This window comes from Ahrensia sp. R2A130, from assembly GCF_000179775.1.
Taxonomy (GTDB): domain Bacteria; phylum Pseudomonadota; class Alphaproteobacteria; order Rhizobiales; family Rhizobiaceae; genus Pseudahrensia.
In genome coordinates this window covers 67202-93150 of sequence record NZ_AEEB01000022.1, presented here as the reverse complement: position 1 = coordinate 93150, position 25949 = coordinate 67202, and the positions used below count along the sequence as shown (strand labels likewise).

At 58.6% G+C, this 25949-nt stretch carries 21 protein-coding genes; 13 read left to right on the top strand and 8 right to left on the bottom strand.

Annotation, left to right across the window (positions count from 1 at the left end; all coding sequences use genetic code 11):
- Positions 1-14: 14 nt before the first annotated feature.
- Positions 15-1310 carry an FAD-binding oxidoreductase gene (locus R2A130_RS13865; protein WP_009758421.1) on the bottom strand — a complete coding sequence of 432 codons (1296 nt, stop codon included), beginning with the start codon at positions 1308-1310 and terminating at the stop codon, positions 15-17.
- Between the two features lie 120 nt (positions 1311-1430).
- Between R2A130_RS13865 and R2A130_RS13860 the strand changes: the two genes are divergently transcribed.
- The 9 genes from R2A130_RS13860 (at position 1431) to R2A130_RS13820 (ending at position 11664) form a co-directional block, all read left to right on the top strand.
- Positions 1431-2132: an aspartate/glutamate racemase family protein gene (locus tag R2A130_RS13860; protein WP_009758420.1), complete on the top strand. Its 702-nt coding sequence runs from the start codon at positions 1431-1433 to the stop codon at positions 2130-2132.
- Between the two features lie 162 nt (positions 2133-2294).
- Positions 2295-3329: a TRAP transporter substrate-binding protein gene (locus R2A130_RS13855; protein WP_009758419.1), complete on the top strand. Its 1035-nt coding sequence runs from the start codon at positions 2295-2297 to the stop codon at positions 3327-3329.
- A 62-nt stretch (positions 3330-3391) separates the two neighbouring features.
- Positions 3392-4573, top strand: coding sequence for a mandelate racemase/muconate lactonizing enzyme family protein (locus R2A130_RS13850; RefSeq protein ID WP_009758418.1), 1182 nt, complete (start codon positions 3392-3394; stop codon positions 4571-4573).
- A gap of 29 nt (positions 4574-4602) precedes the next feature.
- A complete protein-coding gene (locus R2A130_RS17745) occupies positions 4603-5415 on the top strand; it encodes a TRAP transporter small permease subunit (protein ID WP_009758417.1) in 813 nt (270 codons plus the stop codon).
- A 146-nt stretch (positions 5416-5561) separates the two neighbouring features.
- Positions 5562-7208: a TRAP transporter large permease subunit gene (locus R2A130_RS13840; RefSeq protein ID WP_009758416.1), complete on the top strand. Its 1647-nt coding sequence runs from the start codon at positions 5562-5564 to the stop codon at positions 7206-7208.
- 10 nt (positions 7209-7218) lie between these two features.
- Positions 7219-8166, top strand: coding sequence for a phytanoyl-CoA dioxygenase family protein (locus tag R2A130_RS13835; RefSeq protein WP_009758415.1), 948 nt, complete (start codon positions 7219-7221; stop codon positions 8164-8166).
- The gene (locus R2A130_RS13830) at positions 8159-9688 is read left to right on the top strand and encodes a UxaA family hydrolase (RefSeq protein ID WP_009758414.1); all 1530 of its coding nucleotides are present in this window, start codon (positions 8159-8161) and stop codon (positions 9686-9688) included. The genes R2A130_RS13835 and R2A130_RS13830 overlap by 8 nt, the downstream gene beginning before the upstream one ends.
- 101 nt (positions 9689-9789) lie before the next feature.
- The gene (locus R2A130_RS13825) at positions 9790-10689 is read left to right on the top strand and encodes an NAD(P)-dependent oxidoreductase (protein WP_040306166.1); all 900 of its coding nucleotides are present in this window, start codon (positions 9790-9792) and stop codon (positions 10687-10689) included.
- 66 nt (positions 10690-10755) lie between these two features.
- Positions 10756-11664, top strand: a complete 909-nt coding sequence (locus R2A130_RS13820; RefSeq protein ID WP_247869277.1) for a DMT family transporter — start codon at positions 10756-10758, stop codon at positions 11662-11664.
- Here R2A130_RS13820 and mdoH read toward each other — a convergent pair.
- From mdoH to R2A130_RS13800, 4 genes are all read right to left on the bottom strand, one after another.
- Complete coding sequence (gene mdoH, locus R2A130_RS13815) at positions 11661-13511, bottom strand: glucans biosynthesis glucosyltransferase MdoH (RefSeq protein WP_156798540.1); 1851 nt, start codon at positions 13509-13511, stop codon at positions 11661-11663. The two genes, R2A130_RS13820 and mdoH, sit on opposite strands and share 4 nt — an antisense overlap.
- A complete protein-coding gene (locus R2A130_RS13810) occupies positions 13508-15052 on the bottom strand; it encodes a glucan biosynthesis protein (RefSeq protein WP_009758410.1) in 1545 nt (514 codons plus the stop codon). The genes mdoH and R2A130_RS13810 overlap by 4 nt, the downstream gene beginning before the upstream one ends.
- Positions 15053-15062: 10 nt before the next feature.
- Positions 15063-16385 (bottom strand): OpgC family protein, encoded by a 1323-nt coding sequence (locus R2A130_RS13805; RefSeq protein WP_009758409.1) that lies wholly within the window; start codon positions 16383-16385, stop codon positions 15063-15065.
- A 61-nt stretch (positions 16386-16446) separates the two neighbouring features.
- On the bottom strand, positions 16447-17823 hold the full coding sequence (locus R2A130_RS13800; RefSeq protein ID WP_009758408.1) for a tetratricopeptide repeat protein: 1377 nt from the start codon (positions 17821-17823) through the stop codon (positions 16447-16449).
- A 382-nt stretch (positions 17824-18205) separates the two neighbouring features.
- On the opposite strand from R2A130_RS13800, the gene R2A130_RS13795 reads away from it, so the two are divergent.
- Positions 18206-19285 carry a YeeE/YedE family protein gene (locus R2A130_RS13795; protein WP_247869276.1) on the top strand — a complete coding sequence of 360 codons (1080 nt, stop codon included), beginning with the start codon at positions 18206-18208 and terminating at the stop codon, positions 19283-19285.
- A gap of 12 nt (positions 19286-19297) precedes the next feature.
- Here the strand turns inward: R2A130_RS13795 and R2A130_RS13790 are convergent, their stop codons facing one another.
- Together R2A130_RS13790 and R2A130_RS13785 are read right to left on the bottom strand one after the other, a co-directional pair.
- Positions 19298-20935, bottom strand: coding sequence for a thiamine pyrophosphate-binding protein (locus tag R2A130_RS13790; RefSeq protein WP_009758406.1), 1638 nt, complete (start codon positions 20933-20935; stop codon positions 19298-19300).
- Between the two features lie 21 nt (positions 20936-20956).
- Positions 20957-22738, bottom strand: a complete 1782-nt coding sequence (locus tag R2A130_RS13785) for an ABC transporter transmembrane domain-containing protein (protein ID WP_009758405.1) — start codon at positions 22736-22738, stop codon at positions 20957-20959.
- Positions 22739-22982: 244 nt separating this feature from the next.
- Between R2A130_RS13785 and rpmE the strand changes: the two genes are divergently transcribed.
- From rpmE to R2A130_RS13770, 3 genes are all read left to right on the top strand, one after another.
- Entirely contained in the window at positions 22983-23204 is a 222-nt protein-coding gene (rpmE, locus tag R2A130_RS13780; RefSeq protein WP_009758404.1) for a 50S ribosomal protein L31, read from the top strand.
- 171 nt (positions 23205-23375) lie between these two features.
- On the top strand, positions 23376-23873 hold the full coding sequence (locus tag R2A130_RS13775) for an intradiol ring-cleavage dioxygenase (protein WP_009758403.1): 498 nt from the start codon (positions 23376-23378) through the stop codon (positions 23871-23873).
- A gap of 19 nt (positions 23874-23892) precedes the next feature.
- Complete coding sequence (locus R2A130_RS13770) at positions 23893-24519, top strand: ferric reductase-like transmembrane domain-containing protein (RefSeq protein ID WP_009758402.1); 627 nt, start codon at positions 23893-23895, stop codon at positions 24517-24519.
- A gap of 7 nt (positions 24520-24526) precedes the next feature.
- Here the strand turns inward: R2A130_RS13770 and gndA are convergent, their stop codons facing one another.
- Positions 24527-25939: an NADP-dependent phosphogluconate dehydrogenase gene (gene gndA, locus R2A130_RS13765; protein WP_009758401.1), complete on the bottom strand. Its 1413-nt coding sequence runs from the start codon at positions 25937-25939 to the stop codon at positions 24527-24529.
- Between the last annotated feature and the right edge of the window lie 10 nt (positions 25940-25949).

Sequence of the window (25949 nt, the reverse complement as noted above, 5' to 3'; positions counted from 1 at the left end):
TTGTGGCGCTCAATTTAGGCAGCGCGCCGGTTGAACCTTGTGGGTGAAAAGGCGGCGAGGTCCGCGTTGGGAACATCGCCGGTGATGAGGCCCGCGATCCACCGGCCCGTCTTGGGGCCAGCGGTGAGGCCGACATGCTGGTGGCCGTAGCCGGTGAAGACGTTCGATGCGGAAGGCGTTGCGCCGATGACGGGCAGCGAGTCCGAAGTTGAAGGGCGAAAGCCCATCCAGTCGGTGGTTTCGCAATCGCCCAGTTCCGGCACCAGCGCGAGAGTGTTTTCGCGCAGTAGATCGAGCGGGGCGCTGCTTTTGTCCGGTGACAGGCCGCCGAATTCCACGATGCCCGCGCAGCGAAGCCTGCTTGTTTGTCCTTGGCCCATCGGGGTCAGAACATATTTTTTCGATGCGACCATAACGGGCGCTTTGGGCATGACGGGCGGGTCGATGAATTCCATGTGGTAGCCGCGCTCGGCTTCCATGGGGACGGAGACGCCGAGCTTCTCCGCCAGCGGTTTCGACCAGATGCCGGTGGCGAGAACCACGGCGTCAGCGTCTATTGTGCCACTATCGGTGGTGACGCCTTTGGCTGTTCCATTTTCCACCACGACATCGCTCACCGCTTCTGAAACGAAGGTTGCACCTTCGCTTTCCAGATGGGCAGCAAGGGCTTTCACATAAGCGCCGGGGTCGGTGATGCGGCCATGGTTGGGGCAGCGCACGGCGAAAGGGAAGCGGCCTGCCATGAAGGGGTCGAAGGCAGCGATCGCAGTTTCATCCATGGGCTCGAATTCGAAACCGTGGTCGGTGCGGATGTCCCAAGAGAATTTGTCGGCGTGGAACGCGGCTTCGCTGTCATAGCCGAACAAGTAGTCGCCCACGTCGACATAATTTTCTGCACCCGTACCTTTGGATACGGCGACGTGTTGGTCTGCGGTGTCGTGCAGAACGGCGGCGAGACCATCAGCGATTTTGCGCGTGCGGTCTTCGCGGGCGTAGGGCAGATATTTGGTGAGGAACGGCAGGAGTTTCGGCAGATAGGACCAGCGCATGAACAGCGGGCTTTTTGGATCCATCAGATATTTCGGCGCGGTTGCCATCAAGCCCGGCGCTGTGACTGGGATGATGGAGGACGCGGCCAGCACACCGGCATTGCCGTAGGATGTGCCACCAGCGGGACCGTTGGGATCGATCACCGTCACCTTAACACCGGCGCGCAGCAACCAGATGCCCGCCGATACGCCGACAATGCCCGCGCCGATGATGACGACGTGCTGGATTTTGGCTTTCGGTGATGGCGAAGTCTGGCTCATACGATAACGTGCCCTCCCAAGCGCGTGATAGGCAACGTCGAATAACGATGACAATTTGTCAACAAATTATCGAGGTATTGTGGGTGAGGCAGTTTCCAGCCGTGTCTCAGGCTGTTCAAAGTGCCTGATCGTATTGCTTCTAAATCTGGCCCGACAATCGGCATCATCATGCTGGACACGCGCTTTCCCCGCATTTTGGGCGATATCGGAAACCCTGCGACGTGGGATTTTCCGACCCTTTACGAAATTGTCGATGGCGCATCGCCAGAACGGGTGGTGACGCGCGGTGCGCCCGGGTTGCTGCGGCCTTTCATCGATGCAGCGCGAAAGCTGGAGCAGCAGGGCGCGCAGGCCATCGTGTCGACCTGCGGGTTTCTGACCTTGCAGCAAGCGGCGCTGGCCGAGGCTGTATCAGTTCCGGTGGTGACATCGTCGTTGTTTCAGGTGCCGATGGTGGCGCGCACCTGCGGGCCGGATGGCCGTGTGGGCATTCTCACCATCGAACCCAAGAGCCTGACGCGGGCGCATCTGGGTGCTGCCGGTGTCGCGCCGGACACGCCAATCGGCGGCACCGATCCGCAAAGCCATTTCAACCGCGTCATCCTCGGCAACCTGCCCGAACTCGATGTGGAACAGGCGCGACGGGACAATGTGGACGCTGCAAAAAAGCTCGTGGAAGCAGATTCGCAGATTGCCGCTATCGTGCTGGAATGTACGAACATGGCCCCCTACGCGTCAGATATTTCTGCGGCTGTCGACCGCCCTGTCTGGTCGATGAACACAGCAGTAAATGCGCTTGCCGCATCGCTTCCGCCCTTATGAAACGGTGATTTTGGGAGAGTGGACAGCGCGTTAAAGACACTTATCCGAGCCACTGGAAGACGCCTTGTCACACGTCAGACCACTTGCTAGCGTCAACGTCGAACAGGGAGGGGCTGTCATGGGAATGGCTCCACGTTCTTTTAATCGATCTGGGAGGATCACATGAAACTGCTCAAAACCCTTACCGCTGCCCTCATGGGTACGGCGATTGTCGCTGCCGCTGCAACGACTGCAATGGCCGACGCCCACGCGAAAACCAAGCTGCGCATCCAGACGCATTACGCGCCTGAAACCACATCCGGCAAATTGCTGACCGAGATGTTTGAAAACATCCAACTGATGTCGAACGGCGAAATCGCCATCGAAGCATTCTATTCCGCTGCTGTTGTGAAGTCGGTGGAAACTTTTGACGCTGCCGCAACCGGCATCCTCGATTGCGATGCCACGGGTGGTGGTTATCAGACAGGTAAAAACCCTGCCTTCCAGTTCGTCGGCGACATCATGGGCGGTTACGCAACCCCCGCACAGCAGTTGTCATGGCTCTATTATGGTGGCGGTCGTGAAGCGGCACAGAAGCTTTACAACAAATACGACATGCAGCTCATCGGCTGGATTGTTTACGGTCAGGAAAGCTTCGCTTCCACCAAGCCAATCGCTGGCATTGCTGATCTGAAAGACTGGAAGTTCCGTTCCCCTCCAGGCATGGAAACGAAGATTTTTGAAAAGCTTGGCGCCAAGCCAATCGTGATGGATTTCACCGAAATCTTCACCGCGCTTGAGTCCGGTATCATTGATGGTGCTGATGCTTCGGGTCTGGCCAACAACGTTGGTCTGGGTCTCTACGACATCGCGAAATACGCTAACTTCCCCGGCTTCCATTCCATGCCTTCCGACCACCTGGCGTGCAACAAAGCTGTCTGGGACGCGATGCCCGCTCACCATCAGGCCATTATGTCCACCGCCGTTTCCGACATTGCTTTGAAGTCGGCTTTGATCTTTGAAAAAGAAAACGCGGAAGCTGTTGCTAAACTGACAGCCGATGGCGTGACGATTTCGGCTTGGTCTGCTGAAGACCTGCAGACTTTCCGTGATGCAGCACAGGCAACATGGCCTGAATTCGCCACCACACCGGAAGCGAAAGAGCTTGTCGCAAGCCACATCGCTTACCTGAAGCAGCTGGGCCTCGTGAAAGAGTAAACCCTGCGCTTTGAATGAAATCGGGCGGTCCTTCGGGGCCGCCCTTTTTTTTGGAAACTGAAATGAAGATTACCGCCATCAAAAGCCATGTGCTTGCTTACGATCTGCCCGATGGCGAGTTGGGGTATTCGCAACAATATTACACCCGCCGTACCGCGCATCTGGTGGAGGTTTCCACCGATGAAGGTGTGACAGGATGGGGCGAGTGTTTCGGTCCCGGCGGTGTCGCACTGGTCAACCGCACCATCGTCGAGCAGGTGATTGCTCCGATGTTGATCGGGCGAGATCCGCTGGAACGATCCGCTTGCTGGCACCAAGTTTACAATCTGCTGCGCGACCACGGCCAGAAGGGCATGCCGATGCAGGCGCTGTCCGGTGTCGATATCGCCCTGTGGGATATTGCCGGAAAGATAGCCGGACTGCCGCTTCACGCGATGATCGGCGGCAAGCAGCGCGACCGTGTTGGCGTTTATGGCTACGGCATGATGTTGAAGCGTGAGAGCACGGACGATCACGTTGCCCGCTTCAAAGATGAAGCGCAGGTGATACGAGACGCCGGTTTTCACGCCACCAAAATGAAGGTCGGGCTTGGGCTGCGCGCTGACATTCGCCTTGCACAAGCCGTCCGCGAAGGGGTTGGCGATGATTTCCCGTTGATGGTGGATGCCAACCATTGCTACACTGCGGGCGATGCGCTGCATGTCGGCCAAGCGCTGGATGAGCTGAATGCGTTTTGGTTCGAGGAGCCTGTCGCGCCGGAAGATCACGACGGGTACCGCTTTTTGCGTGAACGGTTGACCACGCGCATCGCCGGTGGTGAGGCTGAGTTCACGCGCTTTGGTTGGCGTGATTTGCTGGCCTCGAAAGGCCTTTCACTGGCGCAACCGGAAGTTTGCGCGCTGGGCGGAATATCTGAATATCTGAAGGTTTTGGCGCTGTGTCAGGCGAACATGGTGCCGGTGATGAACCATGTCTGGGGATCAGCCGTGGCGGTGGCCACCAACATTCATCTGGTCGCGGCACTTGAGCCGATGCCGGGTGGGCTTTTTCCGTCTGAGCCGTGGCTGGAGTTCGACACTACGCACAACGCCTTCCGCGATGAGTTGCTGGAAGAACCGCTGCACATTCAAAAACAGGTGGCGGCCGAAAAAGGTACGGTAGCAGTGTTGAACAAGCCCGGAATCGGGGTTGACCCGGACCGCGACTTTCTGGCCCACTACGCAGTAGAGAGCGAGAGGCCGTAAGCGGTACCGTTCAGGCTTGGGAGGGCCGCATGCAAGAACATAGACACACTGGTCCAGTTGACCGGTTGACCTGGACTTTTTCGCGGATTGCCATGTGGGGCCCCGCCTTTATCGTCTCCATCATCTTCTATGAAGTTTTCATGCGTTACGTGCTGTCGAAGCCGACGCTTTGGGTCAACGAGATGTCCCTTTGGGTGGGCGGCATGATCTACGTGACCGCTGGTCTCTATGCCATGCAGCAGCGCAGCCATATCCGCATTTTCGTCATCTACGATCTGGCGCCGCTTTGGCTGCGTCGGGTGTTCGATATTATCTCCACGCTTTGCGTCGTCATTTTCGCCATCGCAGTTGTTTGGGGTGGTTTTGGCGAGGCGCTTGCGAAATTCTGGCGCTGGGAAGCTTTTGGCACCGCGTGGGATCCACCCATTCCGGCCACCAACAAGCCGCTTATTTTGCTCACCGTCGTTGTGCTTGCAATGCAGGCCACGTCCAACCTCATTCGTGATTGGCCGGCGTCCAAACTGGTGCGCAGAATTTTTGACATTGCCTGCACCCTCGGTGTGATTGCCTTGTCTGTGATGGCGCTCCCTGCACTGTTTAGCGCAACTGACGGTGACGGAATGTTGAAGGCTCCGCTGCACTGGCGTGTGTTCTTGAGCTGCCTCATCGTCTTTTCAGTGGGGCTGATGGTCTACGGGTTGGTGAAAGACTTTAACGACGAACCGCAGACCTTGGACGAGTTCGAAGAAGATCACGGCATTCCCGATCAGGTTTTATCTGGAAACCCGCCGCCGGTGGATTCTGCGGCAGGCCGCGTGGCTGCAAAAGACAACGCGGGCTAACGCGCAGACCACGCCCTTTGGGGCATGACTACAATTACCGCGCCCAGCGTGGTTGAGGACACGCAAAACGCGGCCTCAAATCGGTGCCGTGCGACGTGCGGTTTTGAATATACGCCCCGCAATGCGGGGTTGGGGAGGAATGACTTATGGATATCGGCACAATCTCGCTGATCCTTTTGCTGGGTATGTTGACCCTGCTTGCGATCGGCATGCCGCTTGGCTTTGCCTCCGGCTTCTTGGCCGTGATGGTGCTGGTGCTCAAATTCGAACCAACGCTCATCACCGATCCATTCGTTCATGGTTTCAATTTTGAAGCCTGGAAGGTGGGTGAGGGCATCCTGACCCGAGACTTCGGGCGAGGGCCGCTCAATGTGCTGGCCCAACGATTATATGGCATCACGACGAACTACGTTCTGATTTCCGTGCCGCTGTTCATCTTCATGGCGGTGCTGCTGGAACGTTCCGGCATTGCACGTGACATGTATTCTTCGCTCTCCATGTGGATGAACCGCCTGCGCGGCGGCATCGCTGTTGTTACCGCCATCATGGCCATCGTCATGGCTGCAATGTCCGGCATCATTGGCGGTGAAGTTGTTCTGCTCGGTCTTATCGCGCTGCCGCAGATGTTGCGTTTGGGCTATGATCAGAACCTCGCCATCGGCACCATTTGTGCCTCCGGTTCGCTGGGCACGATGATCCCGCCGTCTATTGTTTTGATCTTCTACGGACTCATCACCGAGACCTCGATCCACGCGCTGTTTCAGGCTGCGTTCGTGCCCGGCTTCATTCTGGCCGGTTGCTACATCGTCTATATTCTCATCCGCACGCGGTTGAACCCGTCGCTGGCACCACTGCCGGAACCCACTGATGATGACCTGACCCAAGGTCAGAAGAAGACGTTGGGTCTGACGTTGTTGGCCCAGATCGGCCTAGTTGCCTGCTTCATTTTGTTGGCGCGTTTCACTTTCGTGCAAATGGAATGGGTGAAAGTCGAAGAGACCACATGGTTCCAGACCATGCGGGTGGCCTATATCGCAGGCCCGATCTTCTTGTTGTCCGCCGCATGGCTGACCTTCGGCGTGAACCTTGAGACTTCAAGAGAAGCATGGGCGAAGGGCAAGGGTATGGTGCAACCGCTGCTCGTGGTCTTCATCGTGTTGGGGTCCATCTATGGCGGTGTCACCGGCATCACCGAAGCTGCGGCCATGGGCTCCATCGCGGTGCTGGTTCTGATCGTGCTGCGCGGTGAGTTCTCTTTCACGCTGCTGCGCGAAGCTTCCATGCGGACGTTCAAATCGACCGGCACAATTATCTGGGTCACGCTGGGCGCTACCGCGCTGGCCGGTGCCTACACAATTGCCGGCGGCCCCACCTATGTGGCGAACCTCATCGTCGGCTACGAGCTGCCCACCATGGGCGTGTTGCTGGTGATGATGGTGATCTTCCTGTTCCTCGGCGCGTTCATGGACTGGACCGGCATCGTGTTGCTGGTCATGCCCGTGTTCCTGCCCATCGTGCTGAAACTGCCGATGGATGAGATCGGCCTTTTCGGTGGTCTTGATTCGCGCACCGCTGTGCAGGTTTGGTTCGGCATATTGTTCTGTGTGAATATGCAGGTCAGTTTCCTGTCACCGCCCTTTGGGCCGGCAGCGTTCTACCTGAAATCCGTCGCACCGCCGCACATCACCCTGCCGGATATTTTCCGCGGCTTCCTGCCGTTCATCGCCATCCAGCTTTGCATCCTGACGCTTATCCTGCTGGTGCCGAGCATCACTACGCTGTTCCTGAATTAGGGAGGGTGGGATGCTCACCGCAGCCCAGTTGGAGAGCTTCGAGCACGAGGGCTATCTCGTTGTGCCGGACGTTTTGGACGACGAGGTGCTTGCGCCCATACGCGCGGAGTACGAAGCTTTGCTCGATGCTCTTTATGCCGGTTGGCAACGCGATGGTTTGGTTGAAGACGTCGATGGTTTCGAGCCTAAGTTAAAAGCTGCATATGCGGCCGGATTGGACTGGTTCCAGCCGATGGACATCTCGCTGCCGTTTTCAAAGATCGAGTACGACACGCCGATGCATTTCAGCCAGCCGTTGCTGAATATGCTCACCGCACCAGCACTGCTGGATATTGCCGAAAGCATGGTGGGACCGGAACTGACGTCGAACCCCATTCAACACGTCCGCATCAAGATGCCAGGCAACGTGGTGAGGGCTGACGAGACCAGTGCCCATATGGGCAACACGTCGTGGCATCAGGACCGCGGCGTGACCCATGACGAGGCGGACCAAACCGATATGGTCACCGTGTGGATCGCCGTGACGGATGCCACGGAAGAGAACGGCTGCCTCATCGCGCAGCCGCGTTCCACCACGGGCAACCATCTGCGAGACCATTGCCCCGTGCAAAACCAGCCCGCCATTCCCGCCTCACAGCTGGATGAGGCCGCTACAGTTTCGCTGCCGGTGAACGCCGGTGGTATCGTGCTGCTGCACCCGATGACTCCCCATGCGGCGCTGCCCAACGTCTCGGACAGCATCCGTTGGTCGTTCGACATTCGCTACAACGTCACCGGCCAACCCACGGGCCGCAGCCACTTCCCCGATTTCATAGCCCGCTCCCGCGCGCATCCCGACCGCGAATTTCGTGATGGCGATGCGTGGCGCGACATGTGGAAAGAGGCGAGGGCGCAGCTTGCTGTGCAGCCCCATATCCCCATTCATCGTTGGGACGGAACGGATGCCGCCTGTGCCTGAAAATTCTTCATCCTCAGAACGCCTCACGGTCCGCCTGTCGCCTGCCGACAATGTGGTGTCTGCCATCCGTGCGCTGGAGGTCGGGGTGACTACGGACGGCATTGTCACATCCGCAATGATCCCGCGTGGTCATAAGATTGCGACTAGCGCAATCGCGCAGGGCGAAGCGGTGATGAAATACGCGCAGTTGATTGGCTATGCGGCGCAAGATATCGCGGCGGGCGATCACGTTCACACCCACAATGTGGAATTCCGCAACACCGATCAGGACTATCGCTTCGCCACCGACCTACGGCCTGTCGAACCGGCAAAAACCGTCGATACATTCATGGGCTACCGCCGCGCAAATGGCAGTGTCGGCACCCGCAACCATATCGCGATCATCACCAGCGTGAACTGTTCGGCCACTGCTGCGCGGCGCATTGCTGAAGCCTTCGGGCCGGAGGACTTGGCAGCTTATCCCAATGTCGATGGCGTCACCGCCTATGTGCACGGCACCGGCTGCGGCATGGCTGGCGCGGGCGACGGGTTCGACGCGCTGCAAAGGGTGATGTGGGGTTACGCCCGCCACCCCAACCACGCCGCCGTGCTGATGGTGGGTCTCGGTTGCGAAATGAACCAAATCGACTGGCTGCTGGAAGCCCATGGCATCACGCCCGGCCCGCTGTTCCATGCCATGAACATTCAGGATGTGGCCGGGCTCCAGCGCACGGTCGATCGCGGAATAGAAAAAGTGCGCGCGATGTTGCCGCTCGCCAACGAAGCGCAGCGGGTGGAATGCCCTGCGTCGGACCTCATGGTCGCGCTGCAATGCGGCGGCTCGGACGCATGGTCCGGCATCACTGCCAACCCCGCTGTGGGTTATGCCTGTGATCTGCTGGTGGCACAGGGTGGCACAGGTGTATTGGCGGAAACGCCGGAAATCTACGGTGCCGAGCACCTGCTCGCCGCCCGCGCGGTGGACGCCAAGGTCGGCCAAAAGCTGATCGACCGCATTCGCTGGTGGGAGGATTATACGGCGCGCAATATGGGGTCGATGGACAACAATCCGTCCCCCGGCAACAAGAAGGGCGGGCTGACGACAATCCTTGAAAAGTCGCTGGGCGCATCGGCGAAGGGTGGTACCAGCCCGCTTACCGGCGTTTATCTTTACGGCGAGCAGGTCGACAGGCCAGGCTTCGCGTTCATGGATTCGCCCGGCTACGACCCTGCTTCCGTCACGGGCCAGATCGCGTCCGGTTGCAATCTCGTCACCTTCACGACTGGTCGCGGTTCAGCATTCGGCTCCAAACCCGCGCCCTGTCTGAAGGTCGCCACGAACTCTGTTCTCTACGGGCGCATGACCGACGACATGGATTACAATGCAGGCCGTATTCTTGATGACGAGGTGAGCGTCGAAGACGCTGGCCGCGAGATCTACGAGATGTGGCTGCGCGCCGCTTCCGGTGAAGTCAGCAAGTCCGAGGCCCAAGGTTTGGGTGACTACGAATTCGTGCCATGGCAAATTGGCGCTACTATGTAGCTCCTATTTGCCATGGCTTGTGCTTTGTGTTCCGGCTCCGCCGGAGTGGCAAATCGGTGCTTGCCGCCGCTGATGCTGAACGTTTTGAAAGAAGAAATAACATGACCAAACCATCCATCGGATTTATCGGCCTCGGCCTTATGGGCGCTGCCATGGTGGGGCGCTTGCAGGACAAGAGCTACGATTTGCACGTCGTTGCCAACCGTTCGCGCGAGGCTATCGACAAGGCTGTGGGCCGCGGCGCAACCGAACATGGGTCCGCCCGCGAGGTCGCTGCAGCATCCGACATCACCATGATGTGCATGGACACGTCCGCTTCGGTGGAAGCGCGAATGATGGGTGACGATGGCATCATCGCAGGTCTGTCTGATGGCAAAACGGTCCTCGACTTCGGCACGTCGCTACCTGCCTCCACCCGCATGTTGGGCGAGAAGGTTGCCGCTGCCGGTGGTACTTATCTCGACGCGCCGTTGGGCCGCACGCCAGCTCATGCAGTCGACGGTTTGCTCAACATCATGGCGTCCGGCGACAAAGCTGCTTTCGACAAGGTTGAACCTGTGTTGCAGGATTTGGGTGAGAACGTCTTCCATCTGGGTGCGTTGGGTTCCGGACATACGATCAAGCTCATCAACAATTTCATCGGCATGACCACAGCTTGTGCCGTGTCGGAAGCGTTTGCGATGGCCGACAAGGCAGGCGTCCCGCGCCAGCAGGTTTATGATGTGATGGCAGCCGGTCCGGTGCATTCTGGGATGATGGATTTCGTCAAAGCGTTTGCCGTCGATGGCGACCCGACCAAGCTAGCCTTTGCGATCAAGAATGGCCGCAAGGATGTCGGCTATTATGCCACCATGGCTGATGATGCCGGTGTCACATCGCTGATGTCTGGCGGCACTAAAACCGCACTCGGCATGGCGCGGGATAGCGGGCAGGCTGACGACATGGTCTGCCAGATGGTCGATTTCTTCGCCAATCTGTTTGACGAAAAGACCGGTAAGTAGTCAGGCGCACGGCGGGTGCCGGTCGAGCTACCTCACGTCACCGCCCCATCCGTTGGGGCGGGCGGCGTGCCACGCAGCACGGTCGCGCCGTTGAGCGACCGTCCGCTGCTGGGCATCTCGTTCATGCTGGTCGCCTATTTTTGCTTCTCGCTCATCGATACGTCGGTGAAGTGGCTGGCGATTGCTGGCTTTCCGGCCATGCAGCTCGCCTTCATGCGCTACTTCGCTCACTTCGTAATTGCCACCGGCTTGCTAGCTCGCGATGGCTTGGATCGCGACACATTCCGTGCGCCGCAAATTGGTTGGGTGGTGTTTCGTGGGTCGCTCATCATGGCGTCCACGGTCTGCAATTTCTTTGCGGTCAAATACTTGTCGCTGACGCTGACATCGACCATCCTTTTTGCTGCGCCTCTCATAGTCTGCGCGTTGTCGTGGCCGTTGCTTGGAGAGCGCGTGGGGCCGGTGCGATGGGCGGCAATTATGCTCGGCTTTGTTGGTATCGTCATTGCTATTCGGCCCTTTGATGATAGCTTCCACTGGGCTGTTTTCCTGTCGCTGGCTGCAGCCAGTTGCTTCGCGCTTTATTCGATTTTGACACGCAAGCTGGCGGGCAAAGTGTCCACCAACACGATGCAGTTTTATTCCGGCGCGGTCGGGTTCACCACGCTGCTGCCCTTTGCGGTGGCGCAATGGGTGTGGCCGGAAAGCTGGTTGCACTGGGTGTTGCTTGTGGCGCTTGGGGTATGGGCTTGGGCCGGTCATCAACTGCTCACCGCAGCACACCGTTTCGCGCCGGCCAGCACGCTGACGCCATACGCCTATTGCTTCATCGTGTATCTGGCGGTGTGGAGCTGGTTGCTGTTCGATGATTTGCCTGATCAATGGACGATCCTAGGCGCTGCCATTATCGTTACGGCAGGCATCATCATCTGGTTCCGGGAGCGGCAGAAAGCTGCCATTCGGCAAGTGGTTTAAGCCACTATTGCTTGGCGCGTTGCTGTCTGATTTGCCAATTTCAGCACCGATGAAGGCGCAGTCGTCTCGCCTGTTGCCATCCAGTTGCGAAGCGATGTCGGCAGCGGACGGCTCATAGCCATGGAAAGTGGAACGGCGAGGCAAAGGCTCACCGAGATTGGAAGAAGCCAGAGCGATACGAGGCCGGCAAACATGCCCATCGCCAGTACGATGCCCAACACAGTTTCAGCTGCGTGAAACCGCAGTGTCGCCATGAAACCGTGGGTGCTGCCGTCGCGATTCTGCGGCGCCCAGCCGGTGTCGATATTGACCACGGTGCGCAGCACTGACCCGACATGCTGCACCATCATGATTGGGGCTAGCAGGAACGACAGTAGAATTTCGCTGGTGGCTGATAGCGCAAGCTGCAAACCGCCACCGAGACGCTTCACCTGTCGTGCGTCACCTGCGGTTTTTGTCAGCGCCATAACTTTGGGGGCGAGCAAAAGCGTTGCCATAATGCCGACCACAAGTGCGCGGCTAACGGCATCGACATGTGGCCAGGCAGGGAAGAAGGGGTTGGCGGCGGTAAAGTACACGACGACGTTTTCGTTGGCACTGACGCCCATAAGAACCCACAAAACCAGCAGCGCAAACCAGCCTACAGAAGCGATATAGGCCATCGCGCCCTGCAACATGTGGAAGCGTGATGCGGCGGTGAGGCCGGGTGTGGTGAGCAGACGTAGATGTTGCAAATTGCCCTGACACCAGCGGCGATCACGGATGACGTAGTCGATCAGCGTTTGCGGTGTGCCTTCGTAAGTTTCTTCGATGTCGGGCAGCAGGCGCACGTCCCAACCAGAACGGCGGAGAAGTGCGGCTTCGACAAAATCGTGGCTCTTGATCGTGCCGCCCGTTGCACCGCTGCCCGAAAGGCGCGGCAGGCCACAGCAGGCCGCAAAAGCTGCGGTGCGAATGATCGCGTTATGGCCCCAATAGTTGCCGTCCGGGCCGGACCATTGGCGAAGACCACGGGCGAGAACACCACCATAAACGTTGTTGGCAAATTGCTGGGCCCGGGAGAACGCGCTGTCGGCATCCATAAGGCGCGGCACGCTCTGTATCAGGCCTGCGCGGCCGTCTGCCGACATGGCATCGGCAAGGCGTGTGATAGCCTCGGCCGACATGACGCTGTCAGCGTCCAGCGTAATGAAAGCGTCGTGGCGCGCGCCCCAACCCATTATCCAGTCTCGGATGTTGCCGGTTTTCCGTTCGGTGTTTTTGTTGCGGTGGCGGTAGTGGATGGCGGTGGTGTAGCGCTTGTCATGCTGCCAGAACGCAGCCTGTTGCCGCTCGCGTTCGGCGATCTCTGGACGGTTCGTGTCAGACAGAATGTAGAATGTGTACCGGTGGGCGGAGGTTTGCCGTGCAAGCTCGGCCACCATGGCGCGGATGCGGCTGAACACGGCGTTCGTGTCTTCGTTATAGACCGGCATCAGAAGGGCGATATTGAGAGCGTTGTCCGTTGTTGCAGGTGGCGCAATCTCATCGGCGGGTGCCAGCATACCCAAGGCGCTGGTGGTCACCGAAATGGCAATCCAGAACGCGGAAATGGCGACGATGGCGATGATCATCACTTCCAAAGCCATGTAACCGTCGGGCGAAAACCAGTCAGCGAAGATGGCGACGAGTGCCGCTGCCATGGCAAATGCTGGCCAAAAAACTGCGTTGCGCGCCCAGCGTCGCATCAAGCGCACAGGACGGCGACCGGGAGCATGAGGGTCCTTGAACGGCTGCGCGAGGTTCTGCTCCGGCATCGCCATCGGTGCAGGATGTGGCATCAGCGGGTGGCGTTGGCGGGCGGTCATGGTGTCCACCTGTAAAGCCAGACTTCGGACGCCTGCTTGCCTTCGACCACCAGCTGCGCGCGCAATTCGACCGCTGCGCGGTCGCCCGGTTCGAAGGTGAAGGAAAGCCGCGCGCCGCCGGTTGTCGGATTGCGTTGCAAGATGCCGACGCTCGTTTTCACGCCGTTGGAACTAACATGAGCGGTGATTTTCGACAGGTCATCCGGCAATCCGTCCATGCCCACAAAATCGATTGCTGCTAGCTCCTTGCCGTCGAAATTCTTACCCATGCGGGTGCGAGTAACCTTGGCAATGCTTGCTGTGACGGGGGCTGCATCGGTCCATTCCAAACGATAGGAAAAGTCGTGTCGGCTGCCCGGTGCCATCGGCTCGCGGGGACGCCAATAGGTGACGATATTGTCGTAGATTTCCTTGTCAGCAGGAATTTCCACCAGCGTCACTGCGCCTTTGCCCCAACTGCTTTTCGGCGTGACCCAAAGACCGGGGCGCTTGTGATAATTGGCCTCAAGGTCTGCGTAATCTTCAAACTCACGGGGGCGCTGCATAAGGCCGAAGCCGCGTGGGTTGTCGTCAACGAAGGACGAGATCTGCAATGCACGCGGATTGGCGAGTTGCCGCCATATACGTTCGCCAGCGCCATTTTCGATGAGCAAGCCGTCGCTGTCGTGGACTGCTGGTCGGAAGTCGTCGAAACGGTCGCGGTCAGTCTCATCGAACAGGAACATGGACGTCCCCGCCGCGATGCCTGCGTGGTCCAGCTCGACGCGGGGAAAGAGGCGCGCTTCGACATCCATTTGCGTCGAGCGACCCGGCTGGATGGTGAAGGAATACAGGCCCGCGACGCTTGGGCTGTCCAACAAGGCGTGGACGATGACTGCGGAATCACCCGCAGCCGGTTTTTCGAGCCAGAATTTTGAGAAGAGCGGAAACTCCTCGCCGCCGGCATCACCGGTGCGTAGGGCAAGCCCACGGGCTGATAGGCCGTAATTCTGGTCGCGTCCGATAGCGCGGAAATAGCTTGCGCCCTGAAAGACCACGAATTCCGATTTGTGTTCGGGATCATTTATATTCGCGTTCAGCCGGAAGCCGGAAAATCCGAGATCATCACTCACCGGCAGGTCGGGGAAATCGTCTGCGAAGATGTCGAACAGGCCTATGTCGAAAAGCACGGCGCGGGACTGGCCGTCCTCGACAACCGACACCTGCACCGGTTCGGGGAAGTAGAGACCAGGTGCAAAAAACTCTGTTTCGAAAGGCAGTTCGGTGTCTCGCCACAGGGCGGACAGATGCTTGAAGTTCAGCGCCTTGTACTGGTCGTAGGTGATATCAAGCCATGGCTGCGGCACCTTAGGTTGGGCAACATAGGCTTCCTTGGCAAGGCCGCGCACCTGTTCGGTCAACTCGCCTACAGAGAATGGTGTGGCCTCGCCCAATCGCACTTTGGGTGAATTCACCGTAGCGGTGGAACCTTCTGCGCCTACAGTTGTGGGCAGCATAGCGGTGAGACCTGCAAGAGCGAGGATGTCGCGGCGATTCATCATGTGGTGTTTATCATTCCGGAAAGCGCGCGACCGCGCTGTTGGGCGGCAAGACACCACTAGAATGTGGAGCGGGCGTGGCGGTTCCTGTTTGGGCGATCACCTTCTGTTTACGCCACGGTTGAGACTTGAACCACGACACCGCAAATGCCACCGCGATGAGGGCCGCAAAGCCCACCAGATTGCCGATCAGTGCCTGCCAGAAGCCGTTGCCCCAATAGCGGAAGGCTGCGCCGATAATCTGCGCCACAACCAGCGATGACATGAAAACGGCAAGCGATTGCTGGCCGACTTTGCGGATCGTATCGACCACGACCTCAAACCGGCCCCAGTTTTTCAACCGCGAGCCCATGGGCCCGACGGCAACCCAAGCCAGATAGGCTGTGGCGAGGAAGTGAATGTAGCGGAATATACCGAATTGCGACTTGTTGATGAGCGGCTTCAACGCTTCTCGCCCCTCTTTGAAGATGGGCGATAAGTCGGTGTAAAGCGCTGCGGTTGGGGCGGCGTTGTAAATGCGGAACCACGCGAAGGGGATGGTGGCGACAACGATGATCGCTGCCAGCCAGATCAAGCTTTTTGTCACCGGCGGCTGCGGAATCCAGCCGCGCATGAAGGCAAAGCCGGTGAAGAAGACCAACTGCCAGCCCAAGGGATTGAAGAACCACTGACGTTGCGACCATGGTTCGGCGGGGAAGGTGATGGGGTCGAGACCCAACAAGGGCAGATTGGCGAGGCCCCAGACGCCGACAACAAAGGCTGCAACGGCCCAGAGCGAGATGCGCGAAAGCCCCATGACGATTGGTACCATGGCCAAAATCACCAGATACATCGGCAGAATATCGAAATAGTTCGGTACATAGGTGAGGGTGAACAGGCCGGGAATGAGCAGTTCGGTCTTCGTGTAAAAGTGCTGCAGGTTCAGTGATGCAACATAGGAGCCGTTCCAGCCATCAGCATCCTTGAACAGGTTGTAGGCGTCGAACATCGTGATCAGCAGAAGAACCGCGAAAAATAACCCGATATGTGCCCAATAGACCTGCCATATGCGGTGGGCAATGCGGGCTGCGCCCATCCACCAGCCGCGCTTTTGAAACACGGCACCAAAGGCTATGGCCGATGCCATGCCGGAGCAGAAAACAAAGGTTTCGGTTGCGTCGGAAAAGCCGAAGCGTGCGGGAATCCATAGCGCCCACCAGTCGCGTGGCGTGTGCGCGATGAAGATGACAAACATCGCGATGCCACGAAAGAAATCGAGCCTCGGATCACGCGTCGTGCGGCCTGAAGTGCCTGCGGCTGCGGCAACATCTGGAATGGTTTTTTGTTGTGTCGACATGAGCGATGGAATGGCGGCAAAGCCTCAATTAGGCAACAGGTTTTAGATCAGGCTTTTGCGATCACATGTTTGCGACTGTTGCTGTTTGTGCCGATGAACCGTCATCAAGCAGCGCGTAGCGTTCAGCAGCGTAGCGGTCGACATTGCCGTTGCGGCGGGTGGAGCGGTCATCGAGAAAGCGCCTTGCGCTGTCGTGGTAACCACCACGAAGGGCAGCTTCGATGGTGAGCTGTTCGAAAACATCACGTTGGGCATGGCTGCCGCCGATGTCGCACATTGCGTCGCGACCACCTGCGAGATGGCGGAATGCGGAGACGAAATCACCTTCGCCAAACGCTTCCAGACCCTGTGCTGCATCCAAACCCGGCTTGGCGAAGATGGCGGCTGTTTCGGAAGCTTCCATTCGGCTGTCGCGTTTCATGCGGCTGATCAGGCGTTGTGTTGCGTCGTCGCGACCACCACCGGTCAGGGCGAGAACGTAGTGCAGGTCGGCGAAGGCGAGGCAGCCATCATCGGTGCGCTTTTCGCAAAGATCAGCAAGTTCTTCCCAACGGTTGCCGACTTTGTGACCATCCAGCTCAAGACGGGCCAGCAGGGATGCCGCGTTTGAAATGTCGCGGTAATCGTCGGTGTGGTCGGCGCGGATATGGCGGTCATAGAGTTCGAAAACGGCGTCGATCTCGCCGCGGTCCAGACGCATCAGCGCCAGATGCCACCACACGTGATAGCGGAAGTTGTTACAATGCGCCCATGCGCTGCGGCGGTTGGACAACCATTCAATGCCATCGTCGATGGCGTTGGTCATGTCGTGAACGTGGGCCACGGCATGAAGGCCCCAAGCGTCGTCCGGGCATAATGCTACTGCTTTCCGCCCGATCAATTCAGCGTTGTAATAGTCTCCGGTCTCTTCGAGCGTGAAGGCGTGACAGCCCAGCGCGTAGCCGAAGGCGGGCCCGTTTTTGTCGAAATGCGGCAGGCACAATTCGATGGAGGCGCGCATGCCGGTGGCATCGCCAAGCATGAAGCGGATGGCTTGCACCAGTTTCATCGCCAGCATGTCGTTGCGGTGGTGCATGAGTGACTGATCGAGCGCATCGGCAGCGCGGCGGGGGTTGCCGGAGCTGTAATCGGACAGTGCGGTGAGGAACACCATTTCGCGCGCTGTCACCGGGCGACGGGCAATGGCGGCGCGGGCCTCACGTTCGCAGGCGGCTGCCGTTTCATATAATTCGCGGCGACCGAGAAGCAGCGTGAACAGCCCTTTGCAGATAAGCGGCATAGCGAAGTCAGCGTCGCTTTCGATTACCTTGGTCAGGCTGTCTGGCGTGGCCGCGCTGTGGGCGAGAAAGCCCAACTGCATAGCATTCCATGCTTCCATATCGCCGGAAGCCGACAGGGTGACGGCTTGGCCGAACAAATCGGTGCGGGTGGCGGACATGTGCAATTCCTGAAATTGATGTACCGACGAATGTCGGTTCGGGTTCGGCGTCACGTTTCCCAATCTGCATGGCCCAGAACTGGGGCAATGCTGAAATGAAATGACGTGACATAATCGTGATGCGCCGAAAGGCTCATCGTGAGCATATTTTGCTTTGGTTCACGTAGGAGACGAAAATGGGGCGCTTACCGGTGCCTTGCGATCACGATATCGTGCCATCGCACAATTTGTGTGAACCGCACCTGAACGAGAGGCGCCGATGTCACGGTCCACTTTATTGCCAACAGCTCCTACCACTTCTGTTTCTTCCGGAATGGGACACGGTGGTTTTCAGACTGGGCCGCTTGTTTTGGCTGGTCTTGGGTTGCTTTTCGTCGCTGTGATGGCTTGGCCATTCGGTGGCCCACGCTATGGCGTGGCGGTTGCCATCGGTGCACTGGCGGGTTTTGCGCTTTATCATGCGGCTTTCGGGTTCACGGGTGCTTGGCGGCGCGTGGTTTCTGAAAAGCGCGGGCAGGGGCTGCGCGCGCAGATGGTGCTGCTGATTGCTGCTTGCGCCTTTACATATCCGCTCATCGCCTATGGTGCGCCTATCGACGGTCTCCGCAGCGGCGCTTGGGTGCTTCCCTTTGGGGTTACGGCTCTGGTCGGTTCATTCTTGTTCGGAGCCGGTATGCAGCTTGGCGGTGGGTGCGGGTCCGGCACATTGTTTACGGTGGGCGGTGGCTCGACGCGGATGGTGGTGACGTTGTCTGCTTTCATAACCGGGTCTCTAATCGGCACATGGCATCTACCGGCTTGGCGAGGCTTGCCGCGTCTCGAAGCGTTTTCGGTTGTGAAGGAATTCGGACCTTGGGCGGCTGTGGCGATTGTTGCGGTGCTGGGCATCGCTATCATCGTGTGGTCGGTGCGGCGCGAGCGTGCAGCGCATGGTGAGTTGGAACCGCGACGGCAGGGCGGGTCGGTTTTTGGCGGGCCGTGGAGCCATACGCTGGGGGTGATCGCGCTGGTGGTGGTCAGCGTGGCAACGATCCTGACGCTGGGGCGACCATGGGGCATCACTTCCGGCTTTGCGCTGTGGGGTGCCAAAATTGCCAGCGGTATTGGCATCGATGTGACGTCGTGGAGCTATTGGTCCGGCGGACGGTCACGGGCGTTGGAACGCAGCGTGTTTGCCGATGCGACATCTGTAATGAATTTCGCCATCATTTTTGGCGCAATGGCCGCTGCTGCGTTGGCAGGCAAATGGTCGCCGGTTATGCGGATTGGCTGGCGTGATTTGGCGACGGCGGTGATCGGCGGCCTGCTGATGGGCTATGGTGCGCGCCTTGCTTACGGCTGCAACATCGGTGCCTATCTCGGCGGCATCGTGTCCGGCTCGATGCACGGCGTGTTGTGGGGCATCGTCGCCTTCACCGGCAGTTCGATGATGGTGAAGGCGCGAATGCGGTTTGGGTTTTAGCCTGCCTGTTTTCTAGAACGTCCCGTCATAGGCATGGCGACCGATACGGCAGGCCAGCACTGTGAACGTGTCTTTTTTCAACGCTTCGGTTGCGGCTTGGGCCAACGTGGCGGCATCGTCGATCCAATAGCCTTCGCCACCCATGGCGCGGGCGACGGACGGGAAGTCAGTGCCGGAGAATTCGACGCCTGCGTTGGGACGCTGGCTGCGGCGCTGTTTGATTTCGATCAGCGCGAGTTCTTCATCCACCATCACACATATGATGACGGGAGTTTTCAGATCGCGCAGGGTCGATAGTTCGCCCAAGCCCATTTCCATTCCTGCGTCGCCGACGAAAGCGATGACGGGCGCATCGGGGTTTGCCAGTTTGAAGCCAGCGGCCAGCGGCACGGCGCAACCCATTGTGCACAGCGCGGTGGATTGGAGCACGGCGTGGGGCTGTTTGGATTGCCAGACTTGCGACACCAGAATGCGGTGCGCGCCGGCATCGGCTGTCATCACCGTGTCGTCGGGCAGGATGTCTGAAAGCATTTCGAACGCTTGCCCCGGTCCCCAGGTTTTGAAGCCGGTGAACATGGCCTGCAATTCTGCGCGGGCCGTTGCCGCTTCGTCGTTCGGCCAGCGGGGGCGCACGTCCATGGCGGCATACAGCTGTTCCAACGTGCCGCTGATGGAACCGCGCAAAGTGTGGGTAACGCGGTGAACGCCGTGGTCCCGCAACTGCGGCGTGACGTCGATCACCTTGGCATCATCGGCAAACGGATCACGCCAACCGATGCGCATTTCGATGGGGTCGTAACCTGCCAGTATGACAACGTCGGCGCGCTTCACCAGCGGCAAAACCACCGTGTCGGATTTCGGCGACAAGCCGTGGCCGCCGAGTGAAAGCTCATGGCTTTCATCCAGCAGGCCTTTACCCTTGTAGGTGGTCACAATCGGGATGTTGTGCATGAGGCAAAGCGCGGTGATTGCCTCGCTCGCCCCATCGTTCACGGCATCGACGCCTGCGATCACCAGCGGGCGTTCTGCGCCGTTCAAAGCTTCCAGAATTTCGGCAAGCTCCGGTCCGGGACGCTGCATGGCTGGCGATACCATCGGCGGAAGTGGTCGGGCGATTTCGTCTGTTTCGTTTTCTGCCACCGCAATTGGCACATCTATATGCACCGGGCCGGGTTGGCCTTCGAAAGCGATGGTGAGCGCTTTGTCCATAACCGCATCGAGCGAACCGGCATTGGCGCGGAAGCTGGCTTTCACAATGGGACGCAGCATTTGCTGGTGGTCGAAAACCTGATGCGTGTAAGTGTCAGCTTCCGCACCATCAATGCAGCCGGTGAGGAAGATCAGCGGCACTCGATCCTGCATCGCGTTGGCGATGACGTTTGTCGCGTTCGCCACGCCGGGGCCAACTGTGGCCAGCAAAATGGCGGGAGCGCGGTTGCCCTCAGGCTTTGCGTGCCAAACGCCCTCGGCCATAAAGCCCGCCGCGTTTTCGTGCTTTGCAAGGTGGAAGGAAATGCCCGCCCGCTCCAACGCTTCCAGCAGCGCTAACACCTCGCCACCGGGAATGCCAAAAGCGCGGTCCGCGCCGCTGGCGGCCAGTTTGCGCGCGATGATATCCGCGCCCGTGGTGCGGGTATTGGAGTCGGACATTATATTTCCTTTGGGTGCCGCTTAGGCGACGGAAGCGAAGTCGGTTTCGAATTGCAGCTTTGCGAGGCGGGCGTAAATGCCGCCACGCTTCACGAGTTCGGCATGGGTGCCTTCTTCAACAATCGTTCCGGCGTCCATGACCACGATACGGTCGGCCTTCAGAACTGTGGCGAGGCGGTGGGCAATGACGACTGTGGTGCGGTCGACCATCAGGCCGTCCAGCGCTTTCTGAACCAGCTTTTCGCTCTCCGCATCCAACGCGCTGGTTGCCTCATCGAGCAGCAGCAATGGAGCGTCTTTCAAAATGGCGCGGGCAATCGCCATGCGTTGGCGCTGGCCGCCGGACAATGTGATGCCGCGTTCGCCAACGGTTGTGTCATAGCCATCCGCCATTCCTGATATGAAGTCGTGAGCCAGCGCTAATTTCGCTGCTTTCTCAACATCTGCATCAGATGCATCGGGTCGCCCGAAGCGTATATTTTCACGCGCGGTGGTGGCGAAGATAACGGTGTCCTGCGGAACAAGTGCAATGCGGTTTCGCAAGGCTGCGGGGTCTGCATGGGCAATATCGACACCATCCAGCGTGATGTTGCCAGCGGTGGGGTCGTAGTAGCGCAGCACGAGATTGAACAGCGTACTTTTGCCCGCGCCGGACGAGCCGACAACGGCCACGGTTTCACCGGCCTTGATGGCTAGCGACAGGTCTTTGACCACGGGGTCGTCCATACGTGTGGGGTAGGCGAAAGCGACGTGATCGAAGATCAGTTCGCCGCGCGCTGGTTCCGGCAAGGCTTCGGGGTTGGTCGGTACGGCTATCACCGGTTCCGTCGCCAGCAATTCGGATAGACGTTCTGCTGCACCAGCGGCTTGCGACAGTTCTCCCCAGACTTCTGACAAGGCACCCAGCGCACCGGCAGCCATGACCGAGAAAATAAGGAACTGACCCAAAAGGCCCGGCGTCATCGTACCTTCCAGCACAGCGCCAGCACCAATCCACAACACGCCAATGACGCTGGTGAAGATCATGAAGATCGCGAAGGCCGTCAGAGTTGCGCGCGCTGCGACCGACGAGCGGGCAGCGGAAAACGAGCTTTCGATGGCGTCGGAAAAGCGGGTGGATGTCAGCGTTTCGTTGGTGAAGGCCTGAAGCGTTTTGACCGACGAGATGCTTTCCGAAGCAAAAGCTGTGGCATTGGCCAATTCGTCCTGCGCGAAACGGGATTTCTTTCGCACGTTGCGGCCAAACGCGAAGATGGGCAGCACGATCAGCGGAATCGCGGCCAACACAATGAGAGACAGTGACGGCGAGCTCCAGATCATGCCCGCAATCGCGCCGATAATCAGCACGACATTTCGCAATGCCATGGAAGCTGTGGCTCCGGCAGCGGATTTGATTTGCGTGGTGTCAGCCGTCAGCCGTGACACCAGTTCGCCGGTGCGGGCGGTGTCGAAAAAGTCTGCCGACAGTGTTGTGATATGGGCAAACACATCACTGCGAAGGTCCGCCACCACACGCTCACCCAACCAGATAACGAAATAATAGCGTAGGGAAGATGAGATCGCGAGCAGGGCAGCGATTGCAAAAAGTGCGTAGAAATACTGGTTCACGAAAACGGCGTCTTCGTTGAGGAACCCGTTGTCGATCATAGACCGTACGGCCAGCGGCAGCGACAGCGTGGTGAGCGCTGCTATGAACAGGAATACCAACGCGCCCAACAGGTGGCCGCGGTACCGCATTATATAAGGTACAAGATGGCGCAATGGTGCCAGGCCCGTGCGGTCCTTCTGCGTCTCTTCGCTCACGTCATACGGCTCCCGGCAGTAAATAATGTAGGGCCAGCTTCGTGCGGGTGAAGCAAGCCTGCTGCACACGGCTTGCCGTATGCTTAAACCCGATGTAAAGCCTCCTCGACTAAAAACAAAGGTGATCGTTGTGCGCCATTTGGACCATATGGTCGGCGCGGTACGGACATCTTCCCTCAACAGTCGTTTTCACATGGAAGCCCGAAGGCTGCCATGGTTGCGCAGAGATTTAAGGCATACGGACATGAAGGCCGATATTCACCCAGAATACCACACCATCAAAGTTGTTATGACCGATGGCACCCAATACGAAACCCGCTCCACCTGGGGTAAAGAAGGCGACACGATGAACCTCGACGTCGACCCTCTGTCCCACCCGGCTTGGACCGGTGGAACCGGTACCGGTCTCGACCGCGATGGCCGCGTGTCGAAGTTCAACAAGAAGTTCGGTGGTCTGGGTATCTAATTTTCCCAGTCGCAATGAATTTGGAAGGCCCGTCGGTGGAAACCGGCGGGCTTTTTTCTTTTGGGGCTGCGCTGTTTTGACCATGTCGTGATGGTGGGCTGTCTTCATATTGCCATCGGTCAGACCTAAGTTAGTCCTCGGGATGTTCCACACATTTGCAAGGATGACCGTATGACAACTTCAAAGATTGATCGCCGTTCTCTCATCATTGGTGGTGGCCTTGCTGGTGCCGGCCTTATTGCTGGTGCGTCAGGTTTGATTGTTCCTGCTGCTGCCAGCAGTGGTTTTGCTCCGACGCAAACCATGCGCGGTGGCGCCAACAATTATCGCGCCGGTGCGCCGCTGGTTGATAAGCTGGGCAACGGCTTTTTCATGTCCGGTAAAGTGCTGAAGGCTGGAACCGGCGAGCCGTTGGAAGGTGTTCGTATTCAGATTTGGGCGGCAACGACACTTGGCGGTGAGCGCGAACCGCGCAACCACGGGAGTGTGCTGACGAAAGCAGACGGCACTTATGTGCTGGAGATGGAGCAGATTGTTCCGAATTTCGGCCAGCCGCACGCGCATCTGGCTTATGATGATCCCGAGTTCGACACCGTCTTCCTGCGCCCCGTCATGCCGAGTGCGAAGGACACGAGCCTGACGGCAGACTTCGTTCTCGCGCCCGCCTGATAACTGGTTTCAAAACGTCATGTCTGCGAAGTTGCGGTCTGCAGCGATATGGACCGCGCTCGGTGCGCTTACGCTTGTTCCAATAGCGCTGATTTTCGTCAGCCCCTACTTACCTAGCCGACAGCTGCCTTACATTGTTGCTAGCGTGGCGGGCGCGTTTGCGCTGGCGATTACCCTAGTCCAACCGCTTTTGGCGGGTGGTTATCTACCCGGCATGACCATATTGCGGGCGCGGGCTTGGCACCGATGGACCGGCACTGTGCTCATCATCGCCGTCGTCATGCATGTTGGCGGTCTATACCTCACCAGCCCGATGGACGCGGTGGATGCGCTGTTGCTGGTGTCGCCGACGCCGTTTTCGATTTACGGTGTCGCGGCCATGTGGGCGGTTTTTATCACTGCGCTCTTCGTGGCTTTGCGGCGTGTGTGGCGGATGCGCCCGCGAACGTGGCACGTAATCCACAACGCGCTAGCGCTGGTGATCGTGGTCGGAACCGTGGTCCACGCGCTTTTAATAGAAGGCACGATGGAAGGCTGGAGCAAGTGGGCCTTGAGCCTCGCTGCACTTGCAGCGACGGCTGTTGTGACCTTTCAACTGCGGGTCTTAAAGCCCGCCCGTCGCACTAAACCTTCACCTTCAGCCTAGCTTTCCTCTAATCATTCCACGGTCCGTGGTGGTCGCCATCTTCATCGAAGCGTTTGAAGCTGTGCGCGCCGAAAAAGTCGCGCTGGCCCTGCACCATGTTGGCGGTGCCACGGCTGGTGCGCATGATGTCGAAATAGGAGAGAGCGGCTGATAGTGCGGGCACTGCGTTGCCGGACAGCGAACCTTGCGACACGACCTTGCGAAGGTCGTTGTGGCTGTCCTTCATCAGGCCGGTGAAAGGCTCGGTGAACATCAGGTTCGTGTCTTCGTTGCCGTCCAATGCGGTCGCCATATCGTCCAGCATGGATGAGCGGATGATGCAGCCTTCGCGCCATACTTTCGCGATTTCGGCCATGGGCAGACCCCATTCATACTCGGTAGAGGCCGTTTGCAGCATGGCGAAACCCTGCGCATAGCAGGCAATTTTTCCGGCAAGCAGCGCCTGTTCCAACATTTCCATCGGCAGGTCGCCTGCGGCGATGGCTTGTGGCGCGGCGTCGAACAGTTCTTCACCGCGCTTACGCTCGTCCATGCGGGACGACAGGTTGCGGGCGGCCACTGCGGCATCGATGGCTGTGACGGGTGAGCCGATCATCAACGCTTCGATTGCGGTCCAGCGGCCAGTGCCTTTCTGGCCTGCGCTATCAACAATGATGTCCAATACAGGCTTGCCGGTTTTTGCGTCATCGGCTTTCGCAACGGCTGCGGAGATTTCAATCAGGTAGGAGGAAAGCTGGCCCTCGTTCCACTTTTCGAACACGTCGCCGATGGCTTTGGCGTCCATCTGCAAGCCGTCGCGAAGGAAACCGTAGATTTCAGCAATCATCTGCATGTCTGCATATTCGATACCGTTGTGAACCATTTTGACAAAATGGCCGGCGCCGCCTGCGCCCATATAGGTGGCGCATGGTATATCTTCATGTTTGGCGGAAATGGCCTGCAGCATTTCTTCCACACGATCCCAAGCCGCCTTGTCGCCGCCACCCATGATGGAAGGTCCGTGGCGTGCGCCTTCGGAACCGCCGGATACGCCGATGCCGAGGAAATGGCCCGGCTTGTTTTGCGCGTCTTCGGCACGACGGTTGGTGTCGTGGTAGTTCGCGTTTCCCGCATCAATGATCAGGTCGTCGTCACCCAACAGCGGGCGTAATGCTTCGATCTGTTTGTCCACCACAGGACCGGCAGGGACCATAAGGATGATGTTGCGGGGTTCTGCCATGGCATCCACGAAATCTTCCAGCGTCTCTGTGCCGGTCAGCTTTGAAGCAAGGTCGGCTGCATCGGTCACGAAGTCTTTCGTTACCTGCGTCGTGCGGTTGAAGACGGCGAGGTCGTATCCATTATCGACGATGTTGAGCGCGAGATTAGCGCCCATGGTGCCGAGGCCGATGAGGCCGTTATGCGGTTTCGTATCGGCCATGTTCGGCTCC